Here is a 25,792-nt window from a genome sequence, read left to right as displayed (position 1 = left end):
CTCGGTGGGGTCACCGACGAGCGAGCCGTCGTCGGCGACTGCGGTGTCGTTGCACAGGGCGCCACCGGCGAGCAGGAGGCGCAGCGTGGGCTGGTCGCGCAGCATGTCGGGCGGGGACGTGGACGGTGGATCGTGGAGGTCGCGCCGGTCACCGGCCATGTCGAGCACCACGACCGTCATCCGGTTCTGCGTCAGCGTCCCGGTCTTGTCCGAGCAGATGGTCGTGACCGACCCCAGGGTCTCGACCGCGTACAGCCGCCGTATGAGGGCCTGGCTGGCCAACATCCGCTGGGCGCCGAGGGCCAGGGTGATGGTCACCACTGCGGGCAGGCTCTCGGGGATGGCGGCGACGGCGAGGCTCACCGCCGTCAGCAGCAACTCGTCGAGCTCCTCGCCCCGCAGGAGGCCCAGCCCGAAGACGAGAGCCACGACGGCGCCCGCCACGATGGCAAGCCCTTTGACGAGGGTGTCGAGCCGCTGCTGCAGGGGCGTCCGTCCGGCCTCGGCGCCGCGCAGCAGGTCGGCGACCCGGCCGAGCTCGGATGCCATCCCGGTCGCGGTCACCACCAGCGACCCGCGGCCCGCCGTGACGCTCGTGCCGGCGTAGGCCATCGAGGCCCGCTCCGCGAGCGGTGCCGACGGGTCGACGGGCTCGACCTGCTTCACCACCGGCACCGATTCACCGGTCAGGGCCGACTCCTCGACGCGCACGGCGAACGCCTCGGTCAGCCGGCCGTCGGCGGGCACGCGCGAGCCGGCGTCGAGCTGCACCACGTCGCCGGGTACCAGCTCCCGGGCCGCGATCTCCCGGATCGCTCCCTGGCGCAACACCCGGACCATCGGGACCGCCAGCGACTGGAGCGACGCCATCGCCTTCTCGGCCCGGTACTCCTGGCGGAACCCGATCCACGCGTTCAGGACCACGACGAAGAAGATGAACACCGCCTCGGTGACGTCGCCGAGCGCCGCCGACAGGATGCCCGCCGCCGCCAGGAGCAGGACCATGGGCGACGTCAACTGGCCGAGGAGGATCCGCCAGGGATTCAGCTCCTCCCCGCCTTCCAGCTCGTTGGGCCCCTCGCGGACCAGCCGGTCCGCCGCCTCCTCGGCCGTGAGCCCCCGCGCCGGGTCGGTGCCGAGTTCGGAGGCCACCTGCCCGGCGTCGACGGCATGGAAGGTCACACGAAGAGTCCTACCAGACGCAGACTCAGCCACCTCTGGACGGCTACGTCGTGGCTGGTGTGAACGGCTCGGTGGGGGCGATGCCGCGCAGCGACGGGTACTCGGTCAGCGGGTCGAGGAAGGTGTCGGTCCATCGATCGGCGTGGCCCTCGGCGGCCAGGCGGTAGTAGAGGATCCGCCTCGTGGTGTCCGACGTGTTGCCGCCGATGTTGTGGCCAAGCAGGAAGTGGGAGAGGAGCAGGTCACCTCGCCCGGCGAGCAGTGGTTCGCCCGGGCCGAACCACACGGGTGGGTCGAGGATGATGGCGTGCCCGCTGACCGCCTTGAGCACATCGACGCCCTGCTCGCGGAACAGTTGTCCGTGGCCGCGGTGCGAGCCGGGCCAGACCCAGAGGTTGCCGCGATCGGGTGCCGACTCGTCGGACAGGAAGATCGCCGCCAGCATCGTGAACGAGTCGATGTCCTTGTCGGGACGGTGACCGTCGATGTGCGGGGCGCCGGGTCGGTGCAGGTAGGGCGGGATGTTCAGCGCGGCCTGGACGTGGGCCGACGCGTGATCGAGGTGGTGCGGCGCAACGAGGGTGTCGGCCAGCGCCAGAGCTCCCGAGTCGCGCAGCGCGGTGTCGGCCGCCGGGAGCTGGTCCGGTGGGAGGAAGTAGAAGTGCGGGCCGACCGTCCCCGCCGGAGCCGGTGATCCGGCGACGAGCTCGTCGACCTCGGCGTCGGCGGCTCGCAGCAGGGCTTCGTCGACCACGCCGGGCACCAACACGAACCCGTCGGTCGCGAACTGGCGACGTTGGTCGTCGGTCAGCATCGAGCCCACGGTAGACAGCGATCGCCTGGTCGATCCCCACGGGTTTCGCTCTGGTGGCAGGCGGGGGTCAGCGGAGCTGCGTGCTGGCTTCGTGGGGGTGGGTGTGGCTGATGAGCTTGGCGTAGCAGTCCTCTGCGGGGAGGCCGTTGGCGTCGCACCATCCGACGGCACCGTCGGCGGTGTCGAAGGGGACCGCGACGATCGTCACCCAGAAGTCCGACCGCTCGTAGGTGCTGTAGTCGCCCGACCAGAGGAGGCGCACCCGCGGGAACCGTTCCCGCCAGACCCGGTGGTCCTCGAGGATCGACACGGCGTCCCACACGGTTCCGTTGGGGAGCGTGACGTTCGGCTTCTTGGAGCTGATCTGCGGCACCCAGCGGTCGGTCACGTCGCTCCCGACGAAGGGTTCGTCCGCCTGGGCGATCTCCGCGAGGCGAGCGAGCGCGTCGCTCTCCGTCGTCGTCTGCGGAGCGACAGGGCTGTCGGTGGCTTCGCCGGCCACCTCCGTGCCGACCGACGGCGCCGTGGTGTCGGACGCATCGGACGCGTCGGACACATCGGTGCAGGTGTAGCTGTGCGAGAGCACCAGCGAGCCGGCAGCGGCCGTGGTGTCGGCCCCGAGGCCCAGGGTCTCGACAGCCCCCAGGTCGACGAAGGTGCCGGGCCCGAAGACGATCTCCGTCTCGCTCCTGCCGAAGGCGGGGACGACGACCGGGCGGGACGAGAAGTCGAACGTCGCGTCGGCCACGTTCGCACCCCCGCTCGTCAGCGTGAACGAAGCCGCTGGATCGTCGAGCTCCTGGCCGATCTCGCAGTCGTTGTCGACGAAGACGATCACGTGGATCGCGCCGTCGACGTCCTGCCACGCCGATCGGATCGTGCTGTCGACGAGGCCGGTGCACACCACGTCGAGCGAGCCGCCGCCGACGTCGCCGTCGATGCCACCGTCGCCGAAGGAACCGGTCCCGTACGGGTCGTCGTACTGCCCGCTGTCGGACTCGTCGAACGGCTCGTACACCGTGGCGGTACCGAACGCATCCTGACCCTCCGTGTACTGGACGGCCCCGATGATGCCCGCGACGGGCAGGAGCGCGATGCCCACCACCGGCGCGAGCGCGACGACCGGCCTGGTGCCCGTCAGCCGGGTCGGGCCGGGCGCCGGGAAGGGCGCCGTGCGGCCCGGCTGGAGCATGGCCACGCAGCCACCGATCGCGACCCCCAGCGCTCCGAGCAGCATCGGCCAGAACTGGCCGAACACGTAGCGGAGCGCACCGTCGCCGCTCGACCCGTAGCCGGCGGCGCCGGTGACCGCCGCAAGCGTCCAGAAGACCATGCTCCCCGCGGCGAGTCCGTAGGCGGCACGGCTGCGGGTCGCCGCGGCGAGTAGGACGAGGGCGGCAGGGATGCTGATGAACGCCACTGTCATCACGTCGGAGAAGGTGTCGCCCCCGAACAGGACGTACTCGACGTGACCGCCCATCGACAGCCCCGGCGTCGCCGGCATCACCATCCCGGCGACCCAGGCGGCACCGGCGACGAGGACGACAGCGCCGAGCCACCCTGGGGCGGTGCCCTGCTCCCGATCGGCCCGTAGGGCGGACAGCACGGCGATCACCAGCAGGACCCCGGCGCCGGCCGCGAGGGTCCACGCCACGCCCCCGCCGCCCATCGTCACCCCCGGCACGTGGCTGAAGGCGCGCAACATCACCACCTGGAGCAGGACGAAGACGCTGCCGGCCCCGGCGGCCACGGCCGGGCCGAGCAGGCTGCCACGCAGCCCGTCGACACCGCCCAGCACGCCGACCAGCCCGACCACGACCAGCGGCCAGGCACTGCTCATGTCGTCGGTCAGGGCGAACGACGACTCGGCGAACCAGGGGACCGCCGATCCGATGAGCACGAGGACGCCGAACACGACGCTGACCGCACCCCACACCTGCGCCGTGGCGACCGACGTGCGACCGCCCGACGGAGCGGGGGACGCCAGGGGGCCGCTGGCCGGACCGAAGGGCACCGGCCCCCGGGCCCCGGCGGCACGGACGGCCAAGCCGGCGGCGGCGACGGCGGGGCCAGATGCCCGGAACCGTCGGAACCCCCCGGGGAGCCGATCGTCGTGCCGCAAACACCGCAGCGCGCCTCACCCGGGCGCAGCTCCGCGCCACACCCGGGGCAGCGCGGCTGCCCGCCGTCCTGGTCCGCCATCGCCTCGTCCACCTCGCTCCGCCGCGACCTCCGCCGGTCGCGCCAGCCCCACGCTCACACGCCGCCACTCCCCCGTCCATGGCACCCGCTGTCACACCCCTCGGGCCGCGAGCGGCAGTGCGACCCGGCCCGAGTTCGGGCGATCAGGCGGTGAGGGATGCTTCGAGAGTGATCTCGGGCACGGCGGCCAGGGCTCGACTCACCGGGCAGCCGGCCTTGGCCGACTGGGCGTGCTCGACGAACGCAGCCTCGTCGAGGCCCGGCACCCGTCCGACGGTGACGAGGGCGACCTTGGTGATCGTCGGCTTGCCGTCGACGGGCCGCAGGGTGACCGTGGCGTCGGTGTGCACCGACTCGGGTGGGCTACCGGCCTGAGCGAGGATGTTGGAGAGGGCCATCGAGAAGCAGGCCGCGTGGGCGGCGGCGATCAACTGCTCCGGGTTCGAACCGGGCCCGTCCTCGAAGCGGGACTTGAACGTGTAGCCCCCGCTGATGGTGTCACCCGCGGTGAACGTCCCCGCACCCGACGGCAGGTCACCTTTCCACTCCGCACTTCCCTTTGCCGGCATGACGTCCTCCTGGGCGATGTCGAACCCGCCCCGCGAGCATGTCACCCTTCGCAAGGCGGATCGTTGGACCCCTCGCAGGCGTCGTCGCGCAGGAGCTGACCGGCGGCCGCCCGGACGAGGAGGCCGTGCAGCGTCGCTCGCTCGTCGGGCGACAGGGCGTGCAGCACGTCGTCCTCGACACGAGCGAGCAGGCGCTGGATCGAGCGCAGTTGACGCCTGCCGTCGCTGGAGACCTCGACGATGTGCCGGCGCCGGTCGGCAGGGTCGCGGCGCCGGGTGATCAGGCCGCGCTCCTCGAGCTCGTTGAGCAGGCCGACGACGTTGCTCGGGTCCAGGCTCAAGGCCTCGGCCAGCCCTTGCTGGCCGGCGGGCCCGTGGTCGTCGAGCAGCGTCAGTGCGACCACGTGACGGGGCCTCAGACCGCTCGGCTCCAGGAAGCCCTCGGCGGCTCGACGACCGGCGCGGGCCAGATGCTCCAGCAACGCGAGGGAGTGGTAGCCCGCTGCTGCCCTCGACTTCGCCATGGTCACACGCTACTGGCGCCGCCAGGCAAACAGGTTGTGAAATACCGATGATTGGCGCTATACCAATCATCCATGAACTACCTACTCTCGGACCTCGTCTGATGTTCGTCGCCGCTGCGATCGTCTCCGGGCTGCTCGCCGTCACGCTGGTCAACTCGGCGCGGATGAAGCTCACCAGGGACCAGCCCGTCGTCGACGTCATGACCAGGGTGAAGTTCCCGCTGGACAAGCTCTGGCTCCTCGCCGTGGCCGAGCTCGCCGGTGCCGTCGGCCTGGTCGTCGGTCTGTTCTGGTGGCCGATCGGGGTCGCCGCCGCCGCCGGCGTGGTCCTCTACTTCGTGGGCGCGGTCATCTACCACCTCCGCGCCCACGACATGACCCTGGCGCCGGCTGCGGTCCTGGTGCTCGTCTCGATCGCCGCGCTCGTCCTCCGGGCGGCCTCGGTCTGACGACGCGCCGCCAGCGCCTGCCCCGACGAGGCCCCACCTGGCGTCATTGCGTGGCGAGGTCGGAGCGGATGATGGCCGCAGGGTCCTGCTGGGAGCGGTGCTCGACGTCGACGAGCACGCGGCGGAGCACGCCCGGGGTCGCCCTGGCTCGGCCGGTGAGGTCGGGCACGATCGGGCTGCCGGGCTGGTAGCCGACGGCGAAGCCGGATGTGCCGTAGGTGAGCGGTGTCGTCCGCTCGATCGTGCCGGACCCGACGGGCACGTCGCCGTAGTGGAGGTGGACTTCGCCGGCGAAGCGGTCGTCGGGGTCCGGGGTGAAGTTCAGCCGGGCGACGACCGGGCCGGCGGGGAGCTCGACGTCGGCCGACACCGTGGTGAGGTCGGTCCCGACGAAGTTGTACGTGTAGTGCAGGCGCCGGCCGCGGACGTACAGCACGTAGCCGCCGGCGTGGCTGCCGTGGGCCACCAGGACGCCGTCGACGTCGCCCCCCGGCGCGGGCACCTCGAGCTCGGCCGCGACGACGAAGGCCCGACCCTTGAGGTTGGGGGCGATGGCTTCGGGCAGGCCGACGCCGGGGTGGAGCTCGTAGTGCTGGCGCCGGTGGCGGCGGTCGGGGAAGCGGCCCGGCTGGTTGTTGAGCGGGAGCACCTGGTACCTGGCCGCCTCCTCCCACCAGCGCTCCTGCAGCTCGGCCAGCTTCTCGGGCTCCGACCCCGCCAGGTCGTGCACCTCGGAGAAGTCCTCGGCGACGTGGTACAGCTCCCAGACGTCGTCGTCGAAGGGGTGGTCCACGTCGCTGCCGTCGTAGGCGAGGAACGGCGAGGGGTGGAACACCACCGCCTTCCAGCCGTCGTGGTAGAGCGCCCGCGACCCGAGCATCTCGTAGTACTGCGTGAGGTGCGCACCCGGCGCGTCCGGGGCCGTGAGCGAGGGGGCGAAGCTGACGCCCTCGATGGCGCTCTGCCCGACGCCGCCGATGGTGTCCGGCGGGGCGATGCCGATGGCGTCGAGCAGCGTGGGCATGACGTCGACGGCGTGGACGTACTGGTGCCGGGTCTCGCCGGGGCGGCCCAGGCGCGCCGGCCAGTGGACGATCAGCGGGTCGGCGACCCCGCCCTCGTGGGTGTCGCGCTTGAACCGCTTCAGCGGCGTGTTGCCGGCCCAGGCCCAGCCCCACGGGTAGTGGTTGCTGGCCCGCGGCGTGCCGAGGTCGTCGATGCGGCGGAGGTTCTCCTCCAGGCTCTCGGGCACGAAGTTGAAGAAGTACTGCTCGTTGAACGAACCCCTGGCGCCACCCTCGGCGGAGGCGCCGTTGTCGCTCATGACGACGACGATCGTGTCGTCGAGCTCCCCCAGCGCGGCGACGAAGTGGAGCACCCGGGCCACCTGGGCGTCGGTGTGGGTGAGGAAGCCGGCGTAGACCTCCATCATCCGGGCGTAGAGGCGCTGCTCCTCGGCCGGGAGGGTGTCCCAGGCGGGCACCCACGTCGGTCGCTCCGACAGGGCGGTCCCCTCCGCCAGCAGCCCCGAGGCGACCTGGCGCTCGAACACCTGCTCGCGCCAGCGGTCCCACCCCTGGTCGAAGCGGCCCCGGTAGGCGTCGATGTACGGCGCCGGCGCCTGGTGGGGTGCGTGGCAGGCACCGGGCGTGAACCACAGGAAGAAGGGCTTCGACGGCGCCGTCGCCCGCAGGTCCTTGACGAACTGGACGGCCCGGTCGGCGAGGTCTTCGGTGAGGTGGTAGCCCTCCTCCGGCGTGCGGGGCGGGTCGACCGCGTGGTTGTCGTAGACGAGGTCGGGGTGGTATTGGTCGGTCTCGCCGCCCATGAAGCCGTAGAAGCGCTCGAAGCCCCGGCCGAGCGGCCACTTGTCGCGGGGGCTGCCCATGGTCGTCTCGGTCAGCGGCGCCAGGTGCCACTTCCCCACCGCGAAGGTGGCGTAGCCCTCGCCCAGGAGCACCTCGGAGAGGAAGCCGTTCTCCCGCGGGATGGTGGCGTTGTAGCCGGGGAAGCCGGCGGCCAGGTCGACGATGCGGGCCACGCCGTTCGAGTGGTGGTTGCGGCCGGTCAGCAGGCACGCCCGGGTCGGTGAGCACAGCGCCGTCGTGTGGAAGTTGGCGTAGCGCAGGCCGTCGGCGGCCAGGCGGTCGAAGCAGGGCGTGGCGATGTCGGAGCCGTAGCAACCCAGCTGCGCGTAGCCGACGTCGTCGAGCAGCACGACGACCACGTTGGGCGCACCCTCGGGCGCCGCCGGGAGTGGCGGCCACCAGGGTGTGGAGTCGTCGTAGGTCCGACCGACGACACCCTCGAACGGCTGGCTCATCGCATGCGTCTCCCCCGGTACGGGCCTGGGTCCGGCCGAGGTCAAGCTACGTCGGCGGTGGGTGGGGCGACGGTTTCGAGTTGGTAGCTGTGGTACTGGCCGCCTTGGCCGGCGCCCCGACCGAAGTAGTGCCATTCGGGGAAGTTGAAGTCGGCGGTGATCGAGCGGGGCAGCAGCAGCGTGGCGCGCAGGAACTGCTCCAGGTCGGGCACCGCGTAGATGTTCGTCTCGTGACCCCACTCGTCGAGGCGGTCGAGCAGGAGGTGCAGGTGCGGGCTCGTCCAGCTGACGGAGAAGCGGTTGATGCCGCACCGTGCCAGCGTCGCGACGTGGTGCTTGGCCTCGGCCGGCGCGGCGACCATCAGCGGTCCGAGAGAGTCGACCGGGCACTGCAGGACGGCTCCCGGGTGCGCCCGGGCGAGGCGACGGAAGGTCTGCTCGCCCAGCGTGTCGATCCGCCCGTTGAACCACAGCTCGTCGTCGCCGAGTCCGCTGCGCCGCAGGCAGCCGAGCGTCTCGTCGACCACGCCGGGGTCCTTGAGATCGAGCTTCGCGGCTTTGCCCGCGCCGCGGAACGCGTCGAGGCAGTCGCCGAGCAGCAGCCGGTCGGCCGGCGAGGTGATCGATCGCGTGTCGGAAGCGTCGTGTTGGAGCACGAGGTCCCGGTGTGCGTCGTAGCGGACGTCGACCTCGCCCCAGCGCACGGGCGCGGCGAGGAACTGGCGCAGGTTCGCCGGGTCGTTGACGCCGTGCCACACGAGCTGGACGTGCGGGGGCAGGTCGCGCTCGCCGATGAGCGACCGCAGGTCGTGGTGAGCCCCGCCGATCGGGAGGAACAGCACCCCGCCGGCCCCGTCGGCCCCGGCCTCGACGACCTCGGGATCGTCGCCGACGACGGCCACGACCTGGTAGCCGGCCGCGGCGAACGCGCGGAGCGCCGCGACCGTGCCCTGGTTCATCCGGAGCAGGTCGTCGTCGAACTGCACCCGATGCTCACGCCCGGCGGCGTTGAGGAAGCGCAGGGTCTCGCCGCGCCGCCGCTCCGGTCGGCTCGTGATCAGGCCGACGAACGTCGACGGCTGCAGCTGGAACCAGCGGATGACCTCCATGACACCGCCGCCCTGGCCGTCGAGGATCCTGCCGTCGATGTCGAAGACCAGGAGGAGCCGGGAACCCGTCGACATCGTCCGGCAACGGGCGTGGTGCTCCGCCAGCCTGCGCATCCAGTCGATCGACACGCTCATCGAGCGCGACGCTAACGACCCCCGGTGAACTCACAGTGAGGTCCAGGTGACGTTGAGTGAGCGCTTCGGTGTCTGCCGCATGGCGCTGGCCCGGGGCGCCGATCCGGGGCTGCTACCTGAAGACGAGCAGGTCGAGCCCGAGCAACCAGGGGCGTTCTTTCCGGTCGCGTGCCTGGCGGACGTCGGCCATGCCTCGCTCCCACTCGTCGTCGTCGATGCCGATCAGCGCGGTGTCGCTGCGGCGCATCGTCGGCAGCAGCTCCAGGAACTCGTCGTAGGTGTCGAAGGCCGGTTCGCGCACCCGTTCCAAGGTGTCGCAGGCGAAGCCCGCATCGTCGAAGGCGGTGATCACGTCGCCCAGGCGGGGCCACGTCGCCGCCACGGCCAGCGCACCGGGGAAGCGCTGGAAGTGCTCGTGCTCGTCGTGACGACACGGGAACGAGCTGCGGATCATGACCGGTGCACCGGGGACCAGCACCCGACGCAGCTCGACCGCCGCGGCCGGCAGGTCGGGGAACTGGTGGATCACCGTGGACAGCCAGGCACCCGAGACGGAGCCATCGCCCAACGGAAGGGTGCCGGCGGCCCCGGCGACGTAGCGCACGTCTTCGTGCTGGTGCGCCTGGGCGGCGCGAGCGCGCATCCCGTCCGACGGCTCGACACCGACCACCGAGACCTCACAACGGGTCGCTATCGCCTTGGACCAGATCCCTGTGCCGGAGCCCACGTCGACGACCCGCCGGGGGTGGTCGACACCGTTGTGGGCATCGAGGTGCGTGGCGATGTGCCGACACCAGATCTCGACCGCCTCAGGTCGTCTGTCCCGAACCCGGTCGAACTCGCTCGCAACCTGGATCTGGTCATAGCGCACATCGCTCACGAACTCCCCGTTTCCCTCGTGTTCGCTATCTGTCTACCCGACAACCTCCCCTCGTCACTATTGACACGGTCCGGACACGCTTCGACGGCGCCCCCCAGGTCGCCCTAGGTAGCGGTCACGGCGACGTCGTCGACCTGCAGCCAGGTGTCGCCGTTGGCCCACAGGCCGGCGAAGACGACCAGCGTGGTGTTCGAGCCGGTGCTCACCAGAGTGCCGAGCTGGGTGTAGCCGTCGAGTCGGCCGAAGCGTTGCTCGCCGACGACCTGGCCGGACGTGGTGCGCAGGCCGAAGAAGCCGTCGGTGGTGTTGGCCGAGCTGCGAATCCAGCCCGTCACCCGGTAGGTGCGGTTGGGCGACACGGCGATGGTCTGGTGCAGGTCGTTCCAGCCCGACGTGTTGCGGGCCCAGCCGTTGCCCGCGCCGGTGCGGGCCATGCCGCCACCGTCGCGACCGCACTGGCCCGTGCAGGCCCACGGGCCCAGACCGCTCTCGAAGCCACCGTTGACGACCCCGCTGCCGCCCGACGGCGGTGGCGATCCGGGCGTCTGCAGCACGGTCAGCATGCGGGGCAGGGCGTCGTTGAGCGCGAAGTTCCAGCAGCCGAAGTTGTGGCCGCCGTCGCAGCCGAAGGGCACCGAGGGGCCGGGGCGTCCGTACATCCACCAGAAGTTGGGGACGCCGGCCGCGGTGAGCGTGCGGCTGAACCGGTCGGTGGCCTGGCCCACGGTCCGTTCCAGGATGTCGGCGTCGTGGATGCCGGCCCCGGCGTAGAGCAGGACCTGGAGGCCCTGGAGACGGGTGGCCCGCCGCATGGGGTCCTGGGCGTTCCAGGCGCCGTCGTTGGGCCAGAAGGGCGAGCCGAACGGACCGGAGGCCGGGAAGCCGTGCCGGATCGCCTCTTCGGTGACGGTGGCGCGGATGGCGGCGTCGCCCAGGTCGACCGCCCCGGAGAAGCTGGCCACCGAGGCGAACAGGTCAGGGCGGTCCTGGGCCAGGCGGACCGCGCCGTAGCCGCCCATCGACAGCCCCGCGATCGCCCGGCCGCCCTTGGCGGCGATGGTGCGCACGTTGCCGTCCACCCAGGGGATGAGCTGGGTCAGGTAGAAGTCGGCCCAGCGCTGGGCGCCCTGGGACTGGTCGACCCAGTTCGTGTACCAGCCGACCTTGCCGCCGTCGGCCATCACCGTGATGACCGGCCGGTTCGCGGTGATCTGCTCCGCCGCGCCACCTCCCGAGGTCCACTGGGACGAGTTGGCGCCGGCCCCGCCGTGGAGCAGGTACAGGACCGGGTAGCGCACCGTCGGACGCTGGAAGTAGTCGTTCGGCAGGGTGATCCGGACCCGGTGCGGGCCGGCGACGGCACCCGGGCTGACCAACGCCGTCGAGATGTCCGCCTCGAAGGTGCGCGGGCTGATCCAGCGGACGGCGCTCACGGTGATGCCGTGGCCGGACACGACGTTCGGCGCATCCGCCTGGGCCGGTGACGGCACCGCGAGCTGGAGCGCTCCGATCGCCGTGACCAGCGCGAGCAACGCCGCGAGCCGCCGCCGGAGCGACGGGCGCGGCGAGCGGGTCGCCTTCGTGGGCCTGGGCGCGACGGACAGGATCTTGCGCATGGCTGCCTCCCCCCGAGGCCGGGCGGGGCAGGGCGCCTCGCCCGGATGCGGTCGAGCCCATCCTAAGAGAGGAAAACAATCTTGTCTACAACTGACTCGCTCCGAGGATCTCACGCGCCAGCTTCATCAACGGCGCCCGCAGCTCGGGCAGCCGGTCGATCTCCCCCACGCCCACCAGCGTCGTGACCATCGAGCTCACCGCACCGACGATCGCCTCCACGGCGAAGCGCTGCTCCGGACGCGTGCCCAGGACACCGGTCTCGCCCGCATGGGTGGCGGCCACGATGTCCACGAACTGGTCCAACGAATCCCGCCGCTGCCGGATCGCCACCGGCCCGGCCGCGTACACCTCCACGAGGAACACCCGCGCCAGGTCCGGAGCGCTCGCCAGGGCGGCCAGGTAGAGCCCCAGCACGTAGTCCAGCCTCTCGACCGGCGACCGGTCCGGGCCGGTCCGGGCGTCGTGCAGACCGACCTCCAGCACCTGCGCCACCACGGCCGCAGTGGCCTCGTACGCCGCCTGGAAGCAGTCCTCCTTGTCCCGGAACATCTTGTAGAAGGTCGCCCGCGACACGCCGGACCGCGCCACCACGTCGGCCACCACGGTGTTGGCGTAGCCCTTCTCCGCCACCGCCGCGGTCATCCCGGTCAGCAGCCGCGCCCGCTGCGACCGGCTCACCTCGTCCCGGCTCAGACCGTGCGGGCCCCGCGGCAGAGGCCCACGCCGCGCACTCGCCGACATGGCCGCACCCTACCCAACCGGTCTCCCCCGCCACGGATCGCCGGCGAGGTGGTAGACATTAGTGTCTACCATAGGAGAGGCGATGGACACGTTCGAGCACGACGGCGTCGAGATGGCCTACGAGCGTCGGGGCTCCGGGCCGGCGATCCTCTTCCTCCACAACGGCGGGGCATCGTCGACGATCTGGCGCCACCAGGTGGCCGACCTGTCCGCGTCGTACCGGACGGTCGCCGTCGACCTCCCCGGCTTCGGGTGCTCGCCCCGCCCGGCGGCCGGCATCGACCTCCCGGGCCAGGTCGGCCTGCTGGAGGCCCTGATCGACCACCTCGAGCTGACGCCGGTCCTCCTGGTCGGGAACTGCATGGGCAGCAACATGGCCGCCGCGATCGCAGCGCGACGGCCCGACGACGTCGCGGGGCTCGTGCTCGTCAACCCGCTGACCGAGGCCACCTTCTCGGCCGGCCGGCTCGGGCCGCTGCACACGCTGGCCCGCCGGGCGCCGGGACCGATGCGCGCCGGGCGCCGGCTCGCCCGCCGCATCGTGCCGCCGCGCCTCGCCGCGCGGGCGACCGTGCGCTTCCAGGTGGGTCGCAAGGGCCGCGCCCAGGGCGTCCACCGCGACCCGGCGCTCATCGCCGGCAACCGCCGCGCCGACCAGCTGCCGGCGCTCGTCGACGCGCTCGACGACATGGCCGCCTACGGTGCGCTCGACGCCGGGCGACCCGACGGCGGGCCTCCGCTGTGCACGATCTGGGGTGCCCAGAACCGCGTGCTGTCACCGCGGGCCGGACGGGCGCTCGACGATCGCCTGCGACCGGAACGAGCCGAGCTGCTCGACGGCTGCGGCCACTTCCCGATGCTCGAAGATCCCGACGCGGTCACCGCGATCGTCGAGGACTTCGCGGCCGCGCACCTCCCGACCGTGCCGACCGTCTCGGCGAACGGGCGCAAGCGATGAGCACCGCGACCACCGGGCAGACCGTCGACATCGCCGATCGCGTCCGCGAGGTCGCGCACACCGACCCCCAGCGGATCGCCCTGATCCACGCGTCGAAGCGGCCGGGCGGAACGATCCGGTACCGGCGACACACCTACCGAGAGCTGAGCGACCGGGCCGAGTCCCTCGCCGTCGGCCTGCGCGAGCTGGGCGTCGCCGAGGGGACGCTGTGCTCGTTCATGGTGCCGCCCGGGTTCGACGCCATGGTGCTCGGCATCGCCCTGTGGCGCGTGGGTGCCGTGGTCGTCGGGATCGAGCCGCACAGCCACGGCCTGCGCAACGTGGCGAAGAGCCTGGCCAAGGTCGGTCCTGAGGTCTTCTTCGGCACACCGAGAGCCCACGCGGCGCGTCTCGCGTTCGGGTGGGGGCGCGGCACCGTGCGCACCAACGTGGTCGTCGGGCGGGTCGGCCGGCCCGGCGTGCCGACACTGCGCTCGCTGGCACGGCACCCGGTGCCGGCCGCTCCGGCACGCGGCTCGATCTCCCCTGCCGACCCTGCGGTCGTCGCGTTCACCACCGGCAGCACCGGGGCACCCAAGCCGACCGTGCTCCGCCAGCGCAACCTCGCGGCGATGATGTCGCTGGTCCTGGGGCACTGGGGCTACACCGACGGTCGCGAGGTGGTCGACATGCCCACCTTCCCGATGTTCTGGATCATCGGGCTCGCCGCGGGCGGCACCGTCGTCGTCCCCCCGATGGACTTCACGCTCAAGGGCCCCGGCGACGCCGACCCCGCCCTGCTCGTCCGCACGATCCGGGAGTGCGGCGTCCGCTCGCTCTTCGCCTCGCCGGCGCTGCTGACGAACCTCGCGGCGCACGCGCAGGCGCACCGGATCACGCTCCCGACCGTCGAGCGGATCGTCGCCGGCGGCGCCGAGGTGCCCGGCCCGCTGTTCGCCGAGGTCAAGCAGGCGCTCGGGCCGACCGGCGAGATGTACTCCGACTACGGCGCCACCGAGGCGCTCCCGGTGGCGGAGATCGCGGGCCGCGACGTCGTCGGCGTCGACGGCACGTGGGCCGCGACCGAGCAGGGGGCCGGCGTGTGCGTGGGGCTGCCGCTCCCCGGCGTGGAGGTGCGCATCGTCGCCGTCGACGACGGGCCCATCCCGGCGTGGACCGACGCGACCGAGCTGCCCGCGGGCGAGATCGGCGAGGTCGTGGCCCGCGGCCCGCACATCAGCGAGGAGTACTACCGCCAACCACGTGCCGACGAGGAGAACAAGATCGCCGACCCCACCGGACCGTGGCATCGGGTGGGCGACACCGGGTACCTCGACGCCGACGGCCGCCTGTGGGTGTGCGGGCGCCGATCACACCGCGTCACCACCGATCGGGGCGTGGCCTACCCCCTCTGCTGCGAGCCCGTGTACAACGCCCACCCGGGGGTGCTGCGCAGCGCGCTCGTCGGCGTCGACGACGGGACCGGACGCTGCGTGGCCACCATCTGCGTCGAGCTGCGCAAGGGCGTCGACCGCGCCGCGATCACCCGCGAGCTCGAACAGGTCGCCGGGCGCACCGACGCCACCGGGCTCGTCGAGCGCGTCGTCCTCGTCGACCACCTCCCCGTCGATCGCCGGCACAACGCCAAGATCGACCGACCCCGCCTCGCGGCCCGGCTGGCGACCCGAGACGCCTAGGCCCGACTAGTTCCAAGGGGTGTTCGGCTTCTCTGTGCCGACGGGTCGTTGGTCCTGGCACCGTGGGGCGTCCAGCGACCGAACTGGTTGCCTCATCCCGCATCGAGCCCGGTCGTCCATGATCGTGCGGTGCCAGGCGACCATTTCAGTCGCCACACACCGCACGGAACAGACCGTCGACGGCCTCACCCACCCGGCCAGAGGCGACCGTCCCGTCCCGAGTCATCTGTAGCCACCGACCCACAGTCGAGTCGTTCACAAGTCGGAGACCGACCACAAACAAGTCAAGAACAACCAAACGACCACAAACGACTCGCCAACCCCCTTGGAACTCGAGACTCTTAGGCCCGGGGTCGGGGGACGCCGCGGGCGACGGTGCGGGACAGGATGCCGAGCGTGGCCCGCAGGGCGCTCTCGGGCACGACCGGGAAGATGTCGGCTTCCTTCCAGGTCGGGTCGATGTTCGACCAGTCGTAGTACGAGGTGGCGAGGGTGCCCTCGTCGATGGGCTCGAGCGTGTAGCCGTAGACGTGGCCGATCTGGGGCTTGATCTGGCCCACGATCGTCCAGGCGATCTCACGGTCCTGCTCGAAGGTGACGATCTGCACGGTCACGTCGTAGAGGCCGAGGGGGTAGTCGTTGAGGGCCTCGCGGTCCATGTGTACGACGAAGGTGTCGCCCACGGCGCCGACGGGGTCGCCGGTGGCGTCCATCAGCATCCCCGAGCTGTCGATGGCGACGTGGCCCTGAGGGTCGGCGACCACGGCGAAGATCGTCGCCGGGTCGGCCGGAATGATCCGCTGGACCTCGATCCGTTCGCTGCTCATGCCGGGCATCCTGCCACCGGACCGGCGACAAGCGAAGATGTCAGGGCTGGTCGAGGGCGCGGAGTCGTTCGACGGCCAGGTCGAACTCGCCGCGGTAGTAGGGCACGGTGAACGTGGCTATCCGCTGGATGTTCTCGGCCGGCCCGGCCAGGCGGGCCATGCCGGCGAGCACTTGGAGGCGCACCTCGGCGAAGTCGGCCGGTAGCGGTGGGCGCATGGCGTCGCGGTCGGGCAGGGTCGGGAAGGGGGCGTGGGGCTCGGTCTGGTACCAGTAGGCGACCGAGGTGTAGTCGTTGGCGAAGTTGTTGGCGTGGCCGTGCTCGATGGTCCAGCGGAGTGACCGGTCGAAGCGGATGGGGTCGGCGACGTACCAGCGGTACATGCCGACCAGCCCGGCGAAGTCCCGGTGCTCGATCAGGTGGACGCCCGAGTAGGGACCGGTGAACTCCTCGAGCACGCAGGCCCCGGCGCCGAAGACCTCCTCGTGGCCGGTGCCGTGGATGCGGGGCGGCCAGGTGTCGCCGTCGACGAAGACCATGTCGTCGCCCTCGCCGTACCAACCGCCGGCGACGTTGTCGATCTCCAGGACCAGACCCACCATCTGTCCCTGCCCCTCGGCGTCGAGCGCGACGTAGTTGTGGATGCCGTCGAGGTTCACGCCGTCGTGGAGCTGGGTGTCGCGGGGCTCCATCGCCGGGACGGTCGGTCGCTCCTGGCGGTACTGGGCGTGGAAGCGCAGGACGTCACCGGGCAACGGGTCGTCGTAGGTCTCGTACTCGATGTGGAACCACACCATGCCGAGCGGTCCGCCCAGAGCGACGTCGGCCCGGTTCTGGACCTCGACGCGGGCGCCGGTGGCGAACGGCATCGGGAAGTAGGCGTTGAGACCCGGCGAGGCGCCCATGCCGGGGTTCACCGTCGTGAAGAAGCTGCTGTAGTGCCGGATCCGGCCGTGGGCCACGCCGAAGAAGTCGCCCAGCGGCACCTCCACCGACGGCGTGTCCTCGCCGTCCCAGAAGCACCGCAGGATGCCGTCCCGGTAGTCGGTCAGCTCGTGCGCGGCGAGCGCCACGTAGATCCGGGTGATGCAACCGGCACCATCGGCGTCCAGCAGGGTCACGCTCTCGCCGGCCGGGATGCGGACGTAGTCGTCGTTGCGCCCCGTCCGATCCCACGAGGACACCCGCCGGACCCCCGCCCGCGACGCCCGGAACAGCCGCCGCAGCGGATGATCATCCAACGGATGCCCCACGCCCACATCCTGGCAGCTGGCTACCAACCCCGAAATCTCGACGGAGATGGCGCTATAGCAACGCGTTCTGTCGAGATTTCGGTGATGTGTTGTGTCGAGATCAGTCCGAGTGGAGGGGGCGAGACGGGGAGATCGAGATGACGTCGGGGTCGTCGTCCGCGGCGCGGATCGCATCGGCGTCGGCGCGGGCGGTGAAGAGCTTGTCGTCGATGCGGTGCTGCACGTCGAAGCCCGGTGGCACGTAGTTCGACGGACCGACCTTCACGATGACCGCTGTGCGCTCCCCCGAGCGGCCGGCCTTCGGGGCCGGCGGGAAGGGTGCCGCCACGGACTCCCGCTTGGACCGGCCCGGCTCGGTACGGTCGACGCGGAATCGGAGGCGGTCGTCGGTCACCCGATCGACGGTAGCCAGGTCCTAGGGATTCTGCTCGGTGACCAGGCCGGTGGCCGAGATCCTCCCGTGGCCGTAGCGGGGGTCCCAACCGGCGGGGGTCGGCGGCGCGGCGCGGGCGGTCTTCGTCACGAGGTCCCGGATCTGGTCGACGGTCAGCGACTTGCCTCTGGCCTTCGCCTCTCCCAGCAGCACCGCGATGGACCCCGTGACGGCGGGAGCGGCCATCGAGGTGCCGGACTTGCGGACCGTGCCGTCGCCGCTGCGCGACCCGGCCGCCATGACGTTGTGCCCGGGCGCGGACACCTCGGGCTTCTGGCGACCGTCACGGGTCGGACCGGAGCTGGAGAAGAACGAGAGCGGCAGGCTCGCCTTGTGGGCGTCGTAGGAACCCACCACGATCGTCTTCTGCCCGCAGGAGATCGACCCGAGCGTGTGGCTGTTGTCGAGCGGTTCGGTGAAGCTCGACTGGCCCTTGTCGTCTCGCTCGATCCATGCGTGGTAGGCGACGCGCCTCCGCCGTGACCGGGTGCGGAACCGCAGGGTCCACTGGCCGGGCGGCACGTCCGGGTGGAGGAAGACGCCGACCATGTTGTCGCCGTTGTTCGGGTCCTTCAGCCGGTTGGCGGCGAACAGCACGACCTGGCGCTGGCGGCTGACCGTGGCGCTCTCGCCGGGCTCGAGCGTGCCCACGCTGCTGCCGTCGGGGGCGACCAGCTCGACCGAGAGGCGATCGGCGCCGTCGTACCAGACCTCGAGCTCGTTCGACGTCCAGTCACCCGCGGCCACCGACCAGACCAGGTCGTGCGTCCCGGTCGCCGGCACGACGCCGGCCGCGTGGATGCCGTCGTTGAAGGAGTTCGACGCGGCGATGACCACCGCCCGGTTCGGCCGCTGGGAGAGCAGGCGGTCGACGCCCTGCTCCACCAGCGTCGACCCGTCGTGCGGGCCGCCGTTGGTGCCGAGGCTCACGTTGATCGCGCAGGGCCGGTCGCCGGCAGTCTCGAACACGAAGGCGAGGGCCTCGAGGAGGTGGACGGAGTCGCCGAACGTCCGCCCGACGGCCCGTGGGCCGGTCCAGGGGATGTCGCTGCTCGCCACGTCGACGAACAGGAGGTTCGCCAACGCCGCCACCCCGGCGACGCCGGTGCCGCGGCCGTTGCCCGCGGCGATGTCCATCACGTGGGTGCCGTGGGCACTGGTGCCCGGGTCGTAGCCCAGCGCACCGTACGGGTCGGCCTTCTCGAGAGCGGCGTCGAGCGCAGCCGGGCGATGGACGAGGCCGTAGTCGAAGCTGCCCTCCCCGCTCCCCCGGGCGTGCTGGTCCCACAGCGACAGCAGACGGGTCCTCCCCGACGCGGTGCGGAAGTTCTGGTGGGCGAAGTCGCCCCCACCGTCGACGATCCCGACGACGACGCCCCGACCCCGCCGTCCCCGAGCGCCGGTGGGCAGGTCCTCCGGCCGGGCACCGATCTCCTCGGTCGTCGCGCCGAGCAGCTGCTTGAGCTGCCGGGCCGCCTTGAGGCTGACGACGAACGGGCGCGTGCGCACGTACTCGCTTCGGGCCACCGGGATGCGGCCGGTGACCATGACGGTGCCGTCCGCGGCCTCCTCCCCCACCACGATGCCGGGCCGGACCTCGCTCAGCTCCTCCCAGGCCGCGAGATCGGTGATCCTCGCGGCCACCGCGACCTCCCCGGCGTCCGTGGAAGAGGTCTCCGGCTTCGTGTGACCGAGCTGCTGGAACGCCACCAGCTTCTGCAGCCGGGGATCCATCTGCGGCATTTCCTCCGCACCCGCAGTTCCGCGCAAGCGCGTGAACTCGTAACCGCCCGCACCTTCCGCCATCGCCGTCGCCCCGTTTCCTCTTTCGATTCCGCCATCTCTCGATGCGACGGAACCCGCTCGCACCGATCACCTCTCACCATGACATAGCTCCTTCGCCTGGACACGCCCCTCGTGTCAATTGAAAGGTCCGCCCGTCACCCGTCGAACGACCAGGACATCGCCCCGCCGCCCCGCGATCGAGGGCTCGTAGAGTCACGGGGTGGAGTCCAGGCCAGGGTTGCCGGGTGGCGAGCGGCCGGGGGCGGTGGTCGTGGGTGGGGCGAACATGGACGTCAAGGCGTGGAGCGCCGACCGGATCGTGCCGGCGACCAGCAATCCGGGGACCACTGTGGTTGCGCCCGGAGGGGTGGGGAGGAACGTCGCCGAGAACCTCGCCCGCCTCGGGACGCCGGTGCACCTCGTCGCAGCCGTCGGCACCGACCTGCTCGGCGATCAGCTGGTCACCGCCACCGCGGCGGCGGGCGTGCAGGTGGAGCACGTGCGCCGCGGCGTGCATCCGACGGGCACCTACACCGCGGTCCTCGACGCCGACGGTGAGCTGCTCGTCGCGGTCTCCGACATGGCGGCGACCGACGCGCTGGCACCCGCGGACGTCCAGGCGGCCGAGGACCTGATCGCCGGGGCCGGCCTGCTGGTGCTCGACGGCAACCTGGCGCCGGAGACCATCGGCTGTGCGCTCGACCTGGCCGCCGCGACCGACGTCCGGGTGGTGCTCGAACCCGTCAGCGTGCCCAAGGCCGTCCGGCTGGCGGGCCAGCTCCGCTCCGGGCGACCGGTGTACGCCGTCACCCCCAACGCCGACGAGCTGGCGGCATTGACCGGCCGGCCCACCGGCACCGACGACCAGGTGCGCGACGCCATGCGCGGCCTGCACGACGCCGGCGTCGAGCTGGTGTGGGTCCGGCTCGGCGACCGCGGCTCGCGGCTCAGCGGTCCCGGCATCCTCGAAGCCCTACCTGCCCGGGCCGCCGCGGTCCGCGACGTCACGGGCGCCGGCGATGCGATGCTGGCGGCGTTCTGCCACGCCGTGCTCGGCGGGGCCACACCGGCCGACGCGGCGACCTTCGGCCATGCCGCCGCCGCCCTCACCGTCGGCAGCCCGCATACCGTCCGGCCCGACCTCACCGACCGGCTCGTCGAGAGCCTGCTGCCGTGACACCTCGCCCTCATCCGATGTTGCTGCTCACCGACGAGGTGGCGCAGGCGCTCCACGACGGTGACCCCGTGGTCGCGCTGGAGAGCACGATCATCAGCCACGGCATGCCGTACCCGGACAACGTCGCCATGGCCCGGGAGGTCGAGGGCATCGTCCGCGCCGGCGGCGCCGTGCCCGCGACCATCGCCGTGCTCGACGGCCGACCCCGCGTCGGGCTCGGCGGCGAGGACCTCGAACTGCTCGCCTCCCACCCGGACGTCGCCAAGGTCAGCGTGCGCGACCTGCCCTACGTCGTCGCCCGCGGCGCCCACGGGGCCACCACGGTCGCGGCCACGATGCGGCTGGCCGCGCTCGCGGGGATCCCGGTGTTCGTCACCGGCGGCGTCGGCGGCGTGCATCGTGGCGCACAACAGACCTTCGACGTCTCCGCCGACCTGACCGAGCTCGCCACCACGGACGTCGCGGTCGTCAGCGCGGGCGTGAAGTCGATCCTCGACATCGGGCTGACGCTGGAGGCGCTCGAGACCCTCGGCGTACCGGTCCTCGTGCACGGCAGCGACGAGTTCCCGTCGTTCTACTCCCGCAGCAGCGGCCACCCCGCCCCCATGCGGGTCGACTCGCCGGCCGAGGTGGCCGCAGTGATGACGGCGAAGTGGTCGCTCGGGATCTCCGGCGGCCTCGTCGTCGCCAACCCCATCCCGACGGACGACGAGATCCCCGCCGACGAGATCGCCGGCATCGTCGACCAGGCGCTCGCCGACCTGGACGCCGGCGGCATCCGCGGCAAGGACACCACCCCGTACCTCCTCGGCCGGATCGTCGAGATCACGGGAGGCGCCAGCCTGAAGGCGAACATCGCCCTCGTGCGCGCCAACGCCCGGCTCGGCACCGCCATCGCGATCGCCTACGCACAGACCCGCCGCTGACGTGATCAGGCTGCGCCGCGGGCGCCAGGAGGCCAGCGCGGTGATGATGCGGCTCGCGCCGCCGCACCGGACGGGTCGACGATCAGCCGGGGACGGTCAGGCCGTCGCGGACGATGGCGAGCAGGCGCTCGGTGACGTCGGCGTCGCCGCTGTAGCTCTGCATCGCCTGGCAACCGACGAGGAGGGTCTTCACGTCGCGCACGTCGACGTCGGACCGCACGGCGCCGGCCTGCTGGGCCCGGGCGAGCAGGCCGCCGAGCGCGTCCATGAAGCGTTTCTCGACGCCCTTGGCGACCTGGGTGAAGTCGACCCCGACGCCGGCAAGGGCGTCGACCAGGCCCTGGTCCTTGGCGCCCTCGGCGACCATCGTGGCCAGGAACGCGAACAGCGCGTCACCCGGGCCCCGCTCGTCGGTCAGCTCGTGGGCGTGCTCCACGAGCTGCTCCATCCGGTTGGTGACGATCGCCTGGAACAGCGCCTCCTTGGTCGGGAAGTGCCGGTAGACCGTGCCCGCGCCCACGCCCGCTCGGCGGGCGATCTCGTCGATCGGGACCGCCAGGCCCTCCGCGGCGAACGCCTCGTACGCCACGTCGAGCAACCGGGCGCGGTTCCGCGCGGCATCGGAGCGCAGCTTCCTGGGTGTCTTCTCCTCGGGCAAGAGGTCACACGATCCTCGGTCAACAAACGGGGCGTGCGTTCCGTATATAGTGTGAAGCGGAACGCACGCCCCGTATCGTAGCCAGGGAGTCCCGATGACCGACGACAAGTGGACCACCGACGACATGCCCGACCAGGCCGGCCGCACCGCGGTGATCACCGGCGCCAACACCGGCCTCGGCCTGGAGACAGCCAAGGCCCTCGCCGCCCGGGGCGCCGCCGTCGTGCTCGCGGTCCGCAACCTCGACAAGGGCAAGGACGCGGCGGCCGCGGTCGTCGCGGGCAGCCCCGGGGCCGACGTGACCCTGCAGCGGCTGGACCTGTCCTCGCTGGCCTCGGTGCGCGAGGCGGCCGACAAGATTCGTGCCGGTCACGACCGGATCGACCTCCTCGTCAACAACGCCGGTGTCATGTACACGCCGCAGAGCACGACAGCCGACGGCTTCGAGCTCCAGTTCGGCACCAACCACCTCGGCCACTTCGCCCTCACCGGCCTGCTCCTCGACCGGCTGCTCGCCACCGACGGCTCGCGCGTCGTCACCGTCAGCAGCGTCGGGCACCGCATCCGGGCGCGGATCAACTTCGACGACCTGCAGTTCGAGCACGGCTACAGCCGGGTCGCGGCGTACGGGCAGTCGAAGCTGGCGAACCTGATGTTCACCTACGAGCTGCAGCGCCGGCTCGCGGCGGCCGACGCCACCACCGTCGCCCTGGCGGCGCACCCCGGGGGCTCGAACACCGAGCTCGTCCGCAACTCCCCCGCTCCGCTGCGCGCCCTCAACGCCGTGTTCGGTCCTTTGGTCACCCAGAGCGCCGCCATGGGTGCGCTGCCGACGTTGCGCGCCGCCACCGACCCGGCCGCGCTCGGCGGCCAGTACTACGGGCCCGGCGGCTTCCGCGAGCTCCGGGGGCACCCGAAGGTGGTCGCCTCGAGCGCACGGTCGCACGAAGTCGACGTCCAGCGTCGGCTGTGGACCGCCTCCGAAGACCTCACGGGCGTCACGTACCCGATCTGATCACCCTCACCCTGAAGGAGCTCGAACCATGGAACTCGGACTGCACGTCGCCGACTTCACCTGGACCGGAGGCGCCCCGCAGCTGGCGCCGTCACTCACCCGCGTGGCGAAGACCGCCGAGGACGCCGGCTTCGCACGCCTCACCGTCATGGACCACTTCTGGCAGATCACGGGGCTGGGCCCGCCCGAGCACGAGATGCTCGAGGCCTACACCACGCTCGGCTACCTCGCCGCCCACACCGACCGGATCCTGCTGCACACGCTCGTGACCGGCGTCGTCTACCGCGAGCCCGGCCTGCTCGCCAAGGCCGTGACCACCCTCGACGTGCTCTCCGGCGGCCGCGCCGGCCTCGGCATCGGCGCCGCCTGGAACGAGGAGGAATCGCTCGGGCTGGGCCTGCCGTTCCCGCCGACGGCCGAGCGGTTCGAGCGGTTGGAGGAGACCCTGAAGATCTGCCTGCAGATGTGGAGCGACAGCGAGGAGCCGTTCGACGGCACCCACTACCACCTCGGTCGCACGCTGAGCTCGCCGCAGAACCTCACCTCGCCCCGCCCGCGGATCATGATCGGCGGCACCGGGGAGCGGAAGACGCTTCGGCTCGTGGCCCGCTACGCCGACGCCTGCAACCTCTTCGGCGGGCCCGAGGCCGCGCACAAGCTCGACGTGCTGCGCGGCCACTGCGAGAGCGAGGGCCGCGACTACGACGACGTCGAGAAGACCGCCACGCTGATGGCCGACGTGTCCGGCGGAGCGGAGCCGTTCGTCGAGCAGCTGCGAGCCCTCCACGAGCTGGGCTTCACCGTCGCCTACGTGATGGTGCCCGGCCCCGACCCGTTCGGCGCGCTCGACGTGCTCGGAGCGAAGGTGATCCCCGAGATCGCCGGCTGGTGACCCGCCGAAGCGGGCGCGGGTGCCGTTTACGCTGGGGTCGTGACGCCGACCGTGCTCGATCCCCTGCTCGCCGAGGACGCTGCCGAGCAGATGGTGGCGCTGTGGCACGGCTACGGGAGCTACGGGCAGTACAGCAACGAGGGCTTCGACACCGGCTTCGCCCCCGAGCTGGCCCAGCGCTACGACGCCAGCGCCAACTTCGTCCGCACCGGCGGACGGTTCGGCCGGCGGGAGGACCGTCGCCTGCTGGCGGCCCGGACCAACTACTTCCGCGAGACCTACTTCTACGGCGAGCACGCCTGCTCCCCGGGCGTCGAGGCCTTCCGGGACGACCCCGGGCTGCTGGCGGCCGCCGCCCGCCTGCACGACCGGCCGGTGACCGTGCCGGCCATCGTCTACGCCAACATCCTGCTCCCGGGCCAGGAGCTGGCGGTGCACACCGACGTCCCCGAGTTCCGGGGCGCCAACCGGCGGATCGTGCCGCAGTGGCTGCTGGTGGTGATGCGCCACTCGGAGCTGTTCGAGAGCTGGCGGATGCGGATCGCCACCGCCGTCGCCTACTTCGGCGACGCCGAGGGCGGTGACCTGGCCTACTACCCCGAGGGCCCGGACGGCCCGGCGGCCACCTACGAACCCCGCCACAACACCGGCGTGGTGCTCGACACCGACACGGTGTTCCACGGCGTCGACCGGGTGGCCGGCGACGAGGCGCCGCTGTCGCGACTCGAGCCGGGGATGCGCCTGCACCCCGAGGGCGACGACCGCTGGACCGTCCGAGGCGGCGACGCTGGCCCGGTCGCTGCCGATGCCCCGGTCGCCGAGTACCGCACGTCGGACCTGCGCTACTCGGTCTCGTGGAAGGCCTACTGCTTCGCCGACGAGGCCGAGCGCGACGCCTGGGCCGCCCACCACGACGATCTCACGCTCGACCACATCCTCGACACCCTCGAGACCGACCTCCGGTCCCGCGGCCGCCTCGACGGCCCCCGCCCCCCGGCCCCCGACTTCGGCAAGCTCCTCATCGACGCCTACATCGACTTCCCCGCCTGAGCCCGAGTCATCTGTAGTCGCCAAACCACAGTCGAGTCGTTCGTCGTCGGAGACCGACCACAAGCGACTCGAGAACAACCAAACGACCACAAACGACTCGCCAAACCGCCCGAGCCGAGTGGAGGTCAGGGGCGGATGGCGATCGTTGCCTCTACCTCGAGGGCCAGGTTGGCGGGTAGGGAGGCGACGCCGACGGCCAGGCGGGCGTGCTCGCCGCGCTCGCCGAACACCCGGACGAGGATGTCGGAGGCGGCGTCGATGACGGCGGTGTGGTCTGTGAAGTCCGGGGTGGCGTTCACCACGCCGTAGACCCGCAGCACCCGGTCGACCCGCTCCAGCGAGCCGCCGAGCTCGTGTCGCACGGTGGCGAGCAGGCTGAGGGCGGCGAGCTTCGCCGCCTCCCTCCCCTCGTCGACGGTCAGCGACTCGCCGAGCCTGCCGGTGACGAGCGTCCCGTCGGCTCCGAGGGGGATGTGGCCTGCCGTCCACAGGATGCCGTCGTGGACGACGGCGCTGCGGTACGTGCCGGCCGGCGGGAAGACGGGTGGGATGGCGAGGCCGCTCAGGTCCGGCTCGGTCATGGGGAAGGTCTACACGG

The 25,792-nt window shown here is 71.8% G+C and carries 24 protein-coding genes; 8 read left to right on the top strand and 16 right to left on the bottom strand.

Features of this window, described 5'->3' with window-relative positions; all coding sequences use genetic code 11:
- From VK611_06660 to VK611_06640, 5 genes are all read right to left on the bottom strand, one after another.
- A partial coding sequence (locus VK611_06660; GenBank protein HMG40992.1) for an HAD-IC family P-type ATPase occupies nt 1-1,182 on the bottom strand: 1,182 nt, incomplete at its 3' end.
- A 43-nt stretch (nt 1,183-1,225) separates the two neighbouring features.
- Nucleotides 1,226-1,996, bottom strand: coding sequence for a phytanoyl-CoA dioxygenase family protein (locus tag VK611_06655; GenBank protein HMG40991.1), 771 nt, complete (start codon nt 1,994-1,996; stop codon nt 1,226-1,228).
- Between the two features lie 67 nt (nt 1,997-2,063).
- On the bottom strand, nt 2,064-4,043 hold the full coding sequence (locus VK611_06650; protein ID HMG40990.1) for a hypothetical protein: 1,980 nt from the start codon (nt 4,041-4,043) through the stop codon (nt 2,064-2,066).
- A 298-nt stretch (nt 4,044-4,341) separates the two neighbouring features.
- Nucleotides 4,342-4,812, bottom strand: coding sequence for an OsmC family protein (locus tag VK611_06645; GenBank protein HMG40989.1), 471 nt, complete (start codon nt 4,810-4,812; stop codon nt 4,342-4,344).
- The gene (locus VK611_06640) at nt 4,809-5,291 is read right to left on the bottom strand and encodes a MarR family transcriptional regulator (protein HMG40988.1); all 483 of its coding nucleotides are present in this window, start codon (nt 5,289-5,291) and stop codon (nt 4,809-4,811) included. Before VK611_06640 ends, VK611_06645 begins: the two co-directional genes overlap by 4 nt.
- Nucleotides 5,292-5,392: 101 nt before the next feature.
- On the opposite strand from VK611_06640, the gene VK611_06635 reads away from it, so the two are divergent.
- Nucleotides 5,393-5,740, top strand: coding sequence for a DoxX family protein (locus tag VK611_06635; GenBank protein ID HMG40987.1), 348 nt, complete (start codon nt 5,393-5,395; stop codon nt 5,738-5,740).
- 43 nt (nt 5,741-5,783) lie between these two features.
- Here the strand turns inward: VK611_06635 and VK611_06630 are convergent, their stop codons facing one another.
- The 5 genes from VK611_06630 to VK611_06610 form a co-directional block, all read right to left on the bottom strand.
- A complete protein-coding gene (locus VK611_06630) occupies nt 5,784-8,063 on the bottom strand; it encodes an arylsulfatase (GenBank protein HMG40986.1) in 2,280 nt (759 codons plus the stop codon).
- Nucleotides 8,064-8,104: 41 nt separating this feature from the next.
- A complete protein-coding gene (locus tag VK611_06625; GenBank protein HMG40985.1) occupies nt 8,105-9,307 on the bottom strand; it encodes a hypothetical protein in 1,203 nt (400 codons plus the stop codon).
- A gap of 112 nt (nt 9,308-9,419) precedes the next feature.
- Nucleotides 9,420-10,187: a class I SAM-dependent methyltransferase gene (locus VK611_06620; GenBank protein HMG40984.1), complete on the bottom strand. Its 768-nt coding sequence runs from the start codon at nt 10,185-10,187 to the stop codon at nt 9,420-9,422.
- A gap of 104 nt (nt 10,188-10,291) precedes the next feature.
- Nucleotides 10,292-11,803: an alpha/beta hydrolase family protein gene (locus VK611_06615; protein HMG40983.1), complete on the bottom strand. Its 1,512-nt coding sequence runs from the start codon at nt 11,801-11,803 to the stop codon at nt 10,292-10,294.
- Nucleotides 11,804-11,888: 85 nt separating this feature from the next.
- The gene (locus tag VK611_06610; GenBank protein ID HMG40982.1) at nt 11,889-12,545 is read right to left on the bottom strand and encodes a TetR/AcrR family transcriptional regulator; all 657 of its coding nucleotides are present in this window, start codon (nt 12,543-12,545) and stop codon (nt 11,889-11,891) included.
- An 82-nt stretch (nt 12,546-12,627) separates the two neighbouring features.
- On the opposite strand from VK611_06610, the gene VK611_06605 reads away from it, so the two are divergent.
- Nucleotides 12,628-13,503 (top strand): alpha/beta hydrolase, encoded by an 876-nt coding sequence (locus VK611_06605; GenBank protein ID HMG40981.1) that lies wholly within the window; start codon nt 12,628-12,630, stop codon nt 13,501-13,503.
- A complete protein-coding gene (locus VK611_06600) occupies nt 13,500-15,179 on the top strand; it encodes a fatty acid CoA ligase family protein (protein HMG40980.1) in 1,680 nt (559 codons plus the stop codon). The genes VK611_06605 and VK611_06600 overlap by 4 nt, the downstream gene beginning before the upstream one ends.
- Nucleotides 15,180-15,520: 341 nt before the next feature.
- Here the strand turns inward: VK611_06600 and VK611_06595 are convergent, their stop codons facing one another.
- The 4 genes from VK611_06595 to VK611_06580 all read right to left on the bottom strand — a co-directional run bounded on the left by VK611_06595 (nt 15,521) and on the right by VK611_06580 (nt 19,425).
- A complete protein-coding gene (locus tag VK611_06595; GenBank protein ID HMG40979.1) occupies nt 15,521-16,006 on the bottom strand; it encodes an SRPBCC family protein in 486 nt (161 codons plus the stop codon).
- A 40-nt stretch (nt 16,007-16,046) separates the two neighbouring features.
- Nucleotides 16,047-17,258: a glycoside hydrolase family 172 protein gene (locus tag VK611_06590; protein HMG40978.1), complete on the bottom strand. Its 1,212-nt coding sequence runs from the start codon at nt 17,256-17,258 to the stop codon at nt 16,047-16,049.
- 100 nt (nt 17,259-17,358) lie between these two features.
- Entirely contained in the window at nt 17,359-17,652 is a 294-nt protein-coding gene (locus tag VK611_06585) for a hypothetical protein (GenBank protein HMG40977.1), read from the bottom strand.
- Between the two features lie 21 nt (nt 17,653-17,673).
- The gene (locus VK611_06580) at nt 17,674-19,425 is read right to left on the bottom strand and encodes a S8 family serine peptidase (GenBank protein ID HMG40976.1); all 1,752 of its coding nucleotides are present in this window, start codon (nt 19,423-19,425) and stop codon (nt 17,674-17,676) included.
- Nucleotides 19,426-19,696: 271 nt separating this feature from the next.
- Between VK611_06580 and VK611_06575 the strand changes: the two genes are divergently transcribed.
- A complete protein-coding gene (locus VK611_06575; GenBank protein HMG40975.1) occupies nt 19,697-20,653 on the top strand; it encodes a carbohydrate kinase family protein in 957 nt (318 codons plus the stop codon).
- Between the two features lie 17 nt (nt 20,654-20,670).
- Nucleotides 20,671-21,579 carry a pseudouridine-5'-phosphate glycosidase gene (locus tag VK611_06570; GenBank protein HMG40974.1) on the top strand — a complete coding sequence of 303 codons (909 nt, stop codon included), beginning with the start codon at nt 20,671-20,673 and terminating at the stop codon, nt 21,577-21,579.
- An 82-nt stretch (nt 21,580-21,661) separates the two neighbouring features.
- Here the strand turns inward: VK611_06570 and VK611_06565 are convergent, their stop codons facing one another.
- A complete protein-coding gene (locus VK611_06565; protein HMG40973.1) occupies nt 21,662-22,237 on the bottom strand; it encodes a helix-turn-helix domain-containing protein in 576 nt (191 codons plus the stop codon).
- 94 nt (nt 22,238-22,331) lie between these two features.
- On the opposite strand from VK611_06565, the gene VK611_06560 reads away from it, so the two are divergent.
- From VK611_06560 to VK611_06550, 3 genes are read left to right on the top strand one after another with little or no spacing between them, the layout of a single operon-like run.
- The gene (locus tag VK611_06560; protein ID HMG40972.1) at nt 22,332-23,252 is read left to right on the top strand and encodes an SDR family NAD(P)-dependent oxidoreductase; all 921 of its coding nucleotides are present in this window, start codon (nt 22,332-22,334) and stop codon (nt 23,250-23,252) included.
- A gap of 28 nt (nt 23,253-23,280) precedes the next feature.
- A complete protein-coding gene (locus tag VK611_06555; protein ID HMG40971.1) occupies nt 23,281-24,144 on the top strand; it encodes an LLM class F420-dependent oxidoreductase in 864 nt (287 codons plus the stop codon).
- 39 nt (nt 24,145-24,183) lie between these two features.
- Nucleotides 24,184-25,194 carry a hypothetical protein gene (locus tag VK611_06550; protein HMG40970.1) on the top strand — a complete coding sequence of 337 codons (1,011 nt, stop codon included), beginning with the start codon at nt 24,184-24,186 and terminating at the stop codon, nt 25,192-25,194.
- A gap of 125 nt (nt 25,195-25,319) precedes the next feature.
- Here VK611_06550 and VK611_06545 read toward each other — a convergent pair whose 3' ends face one another.
- Nucleotides 25,320-25,775 carry a RidA family protein gene (locus VK611_06545; protein HMG40969.1) on the bottom strand — a complete coding sequence of 152 codons (456 nt, stop codon included), beginning with the start codon at nt 25,773-25,775 and terminating at the stop codon, nt 25,320-25,322.
- Nucleotides 25,776-25,792: the final 17 nt, after the last annotated feature.

It is taken from the genome of Acidimicrobiales bacterium (assembly GCA_035316325.1).
Classification (GTDB): domain Bacteria; phylum Actinomycetota; class Acidimicrobiia; order Acidimicrobiales; family VFJN01; genus DASXTK01.
The sequence above is the reverse complement of the archived record's forward strand: the minus strand, read 5'-3'. Positions and strand labels throughout refer to the sequence as shown.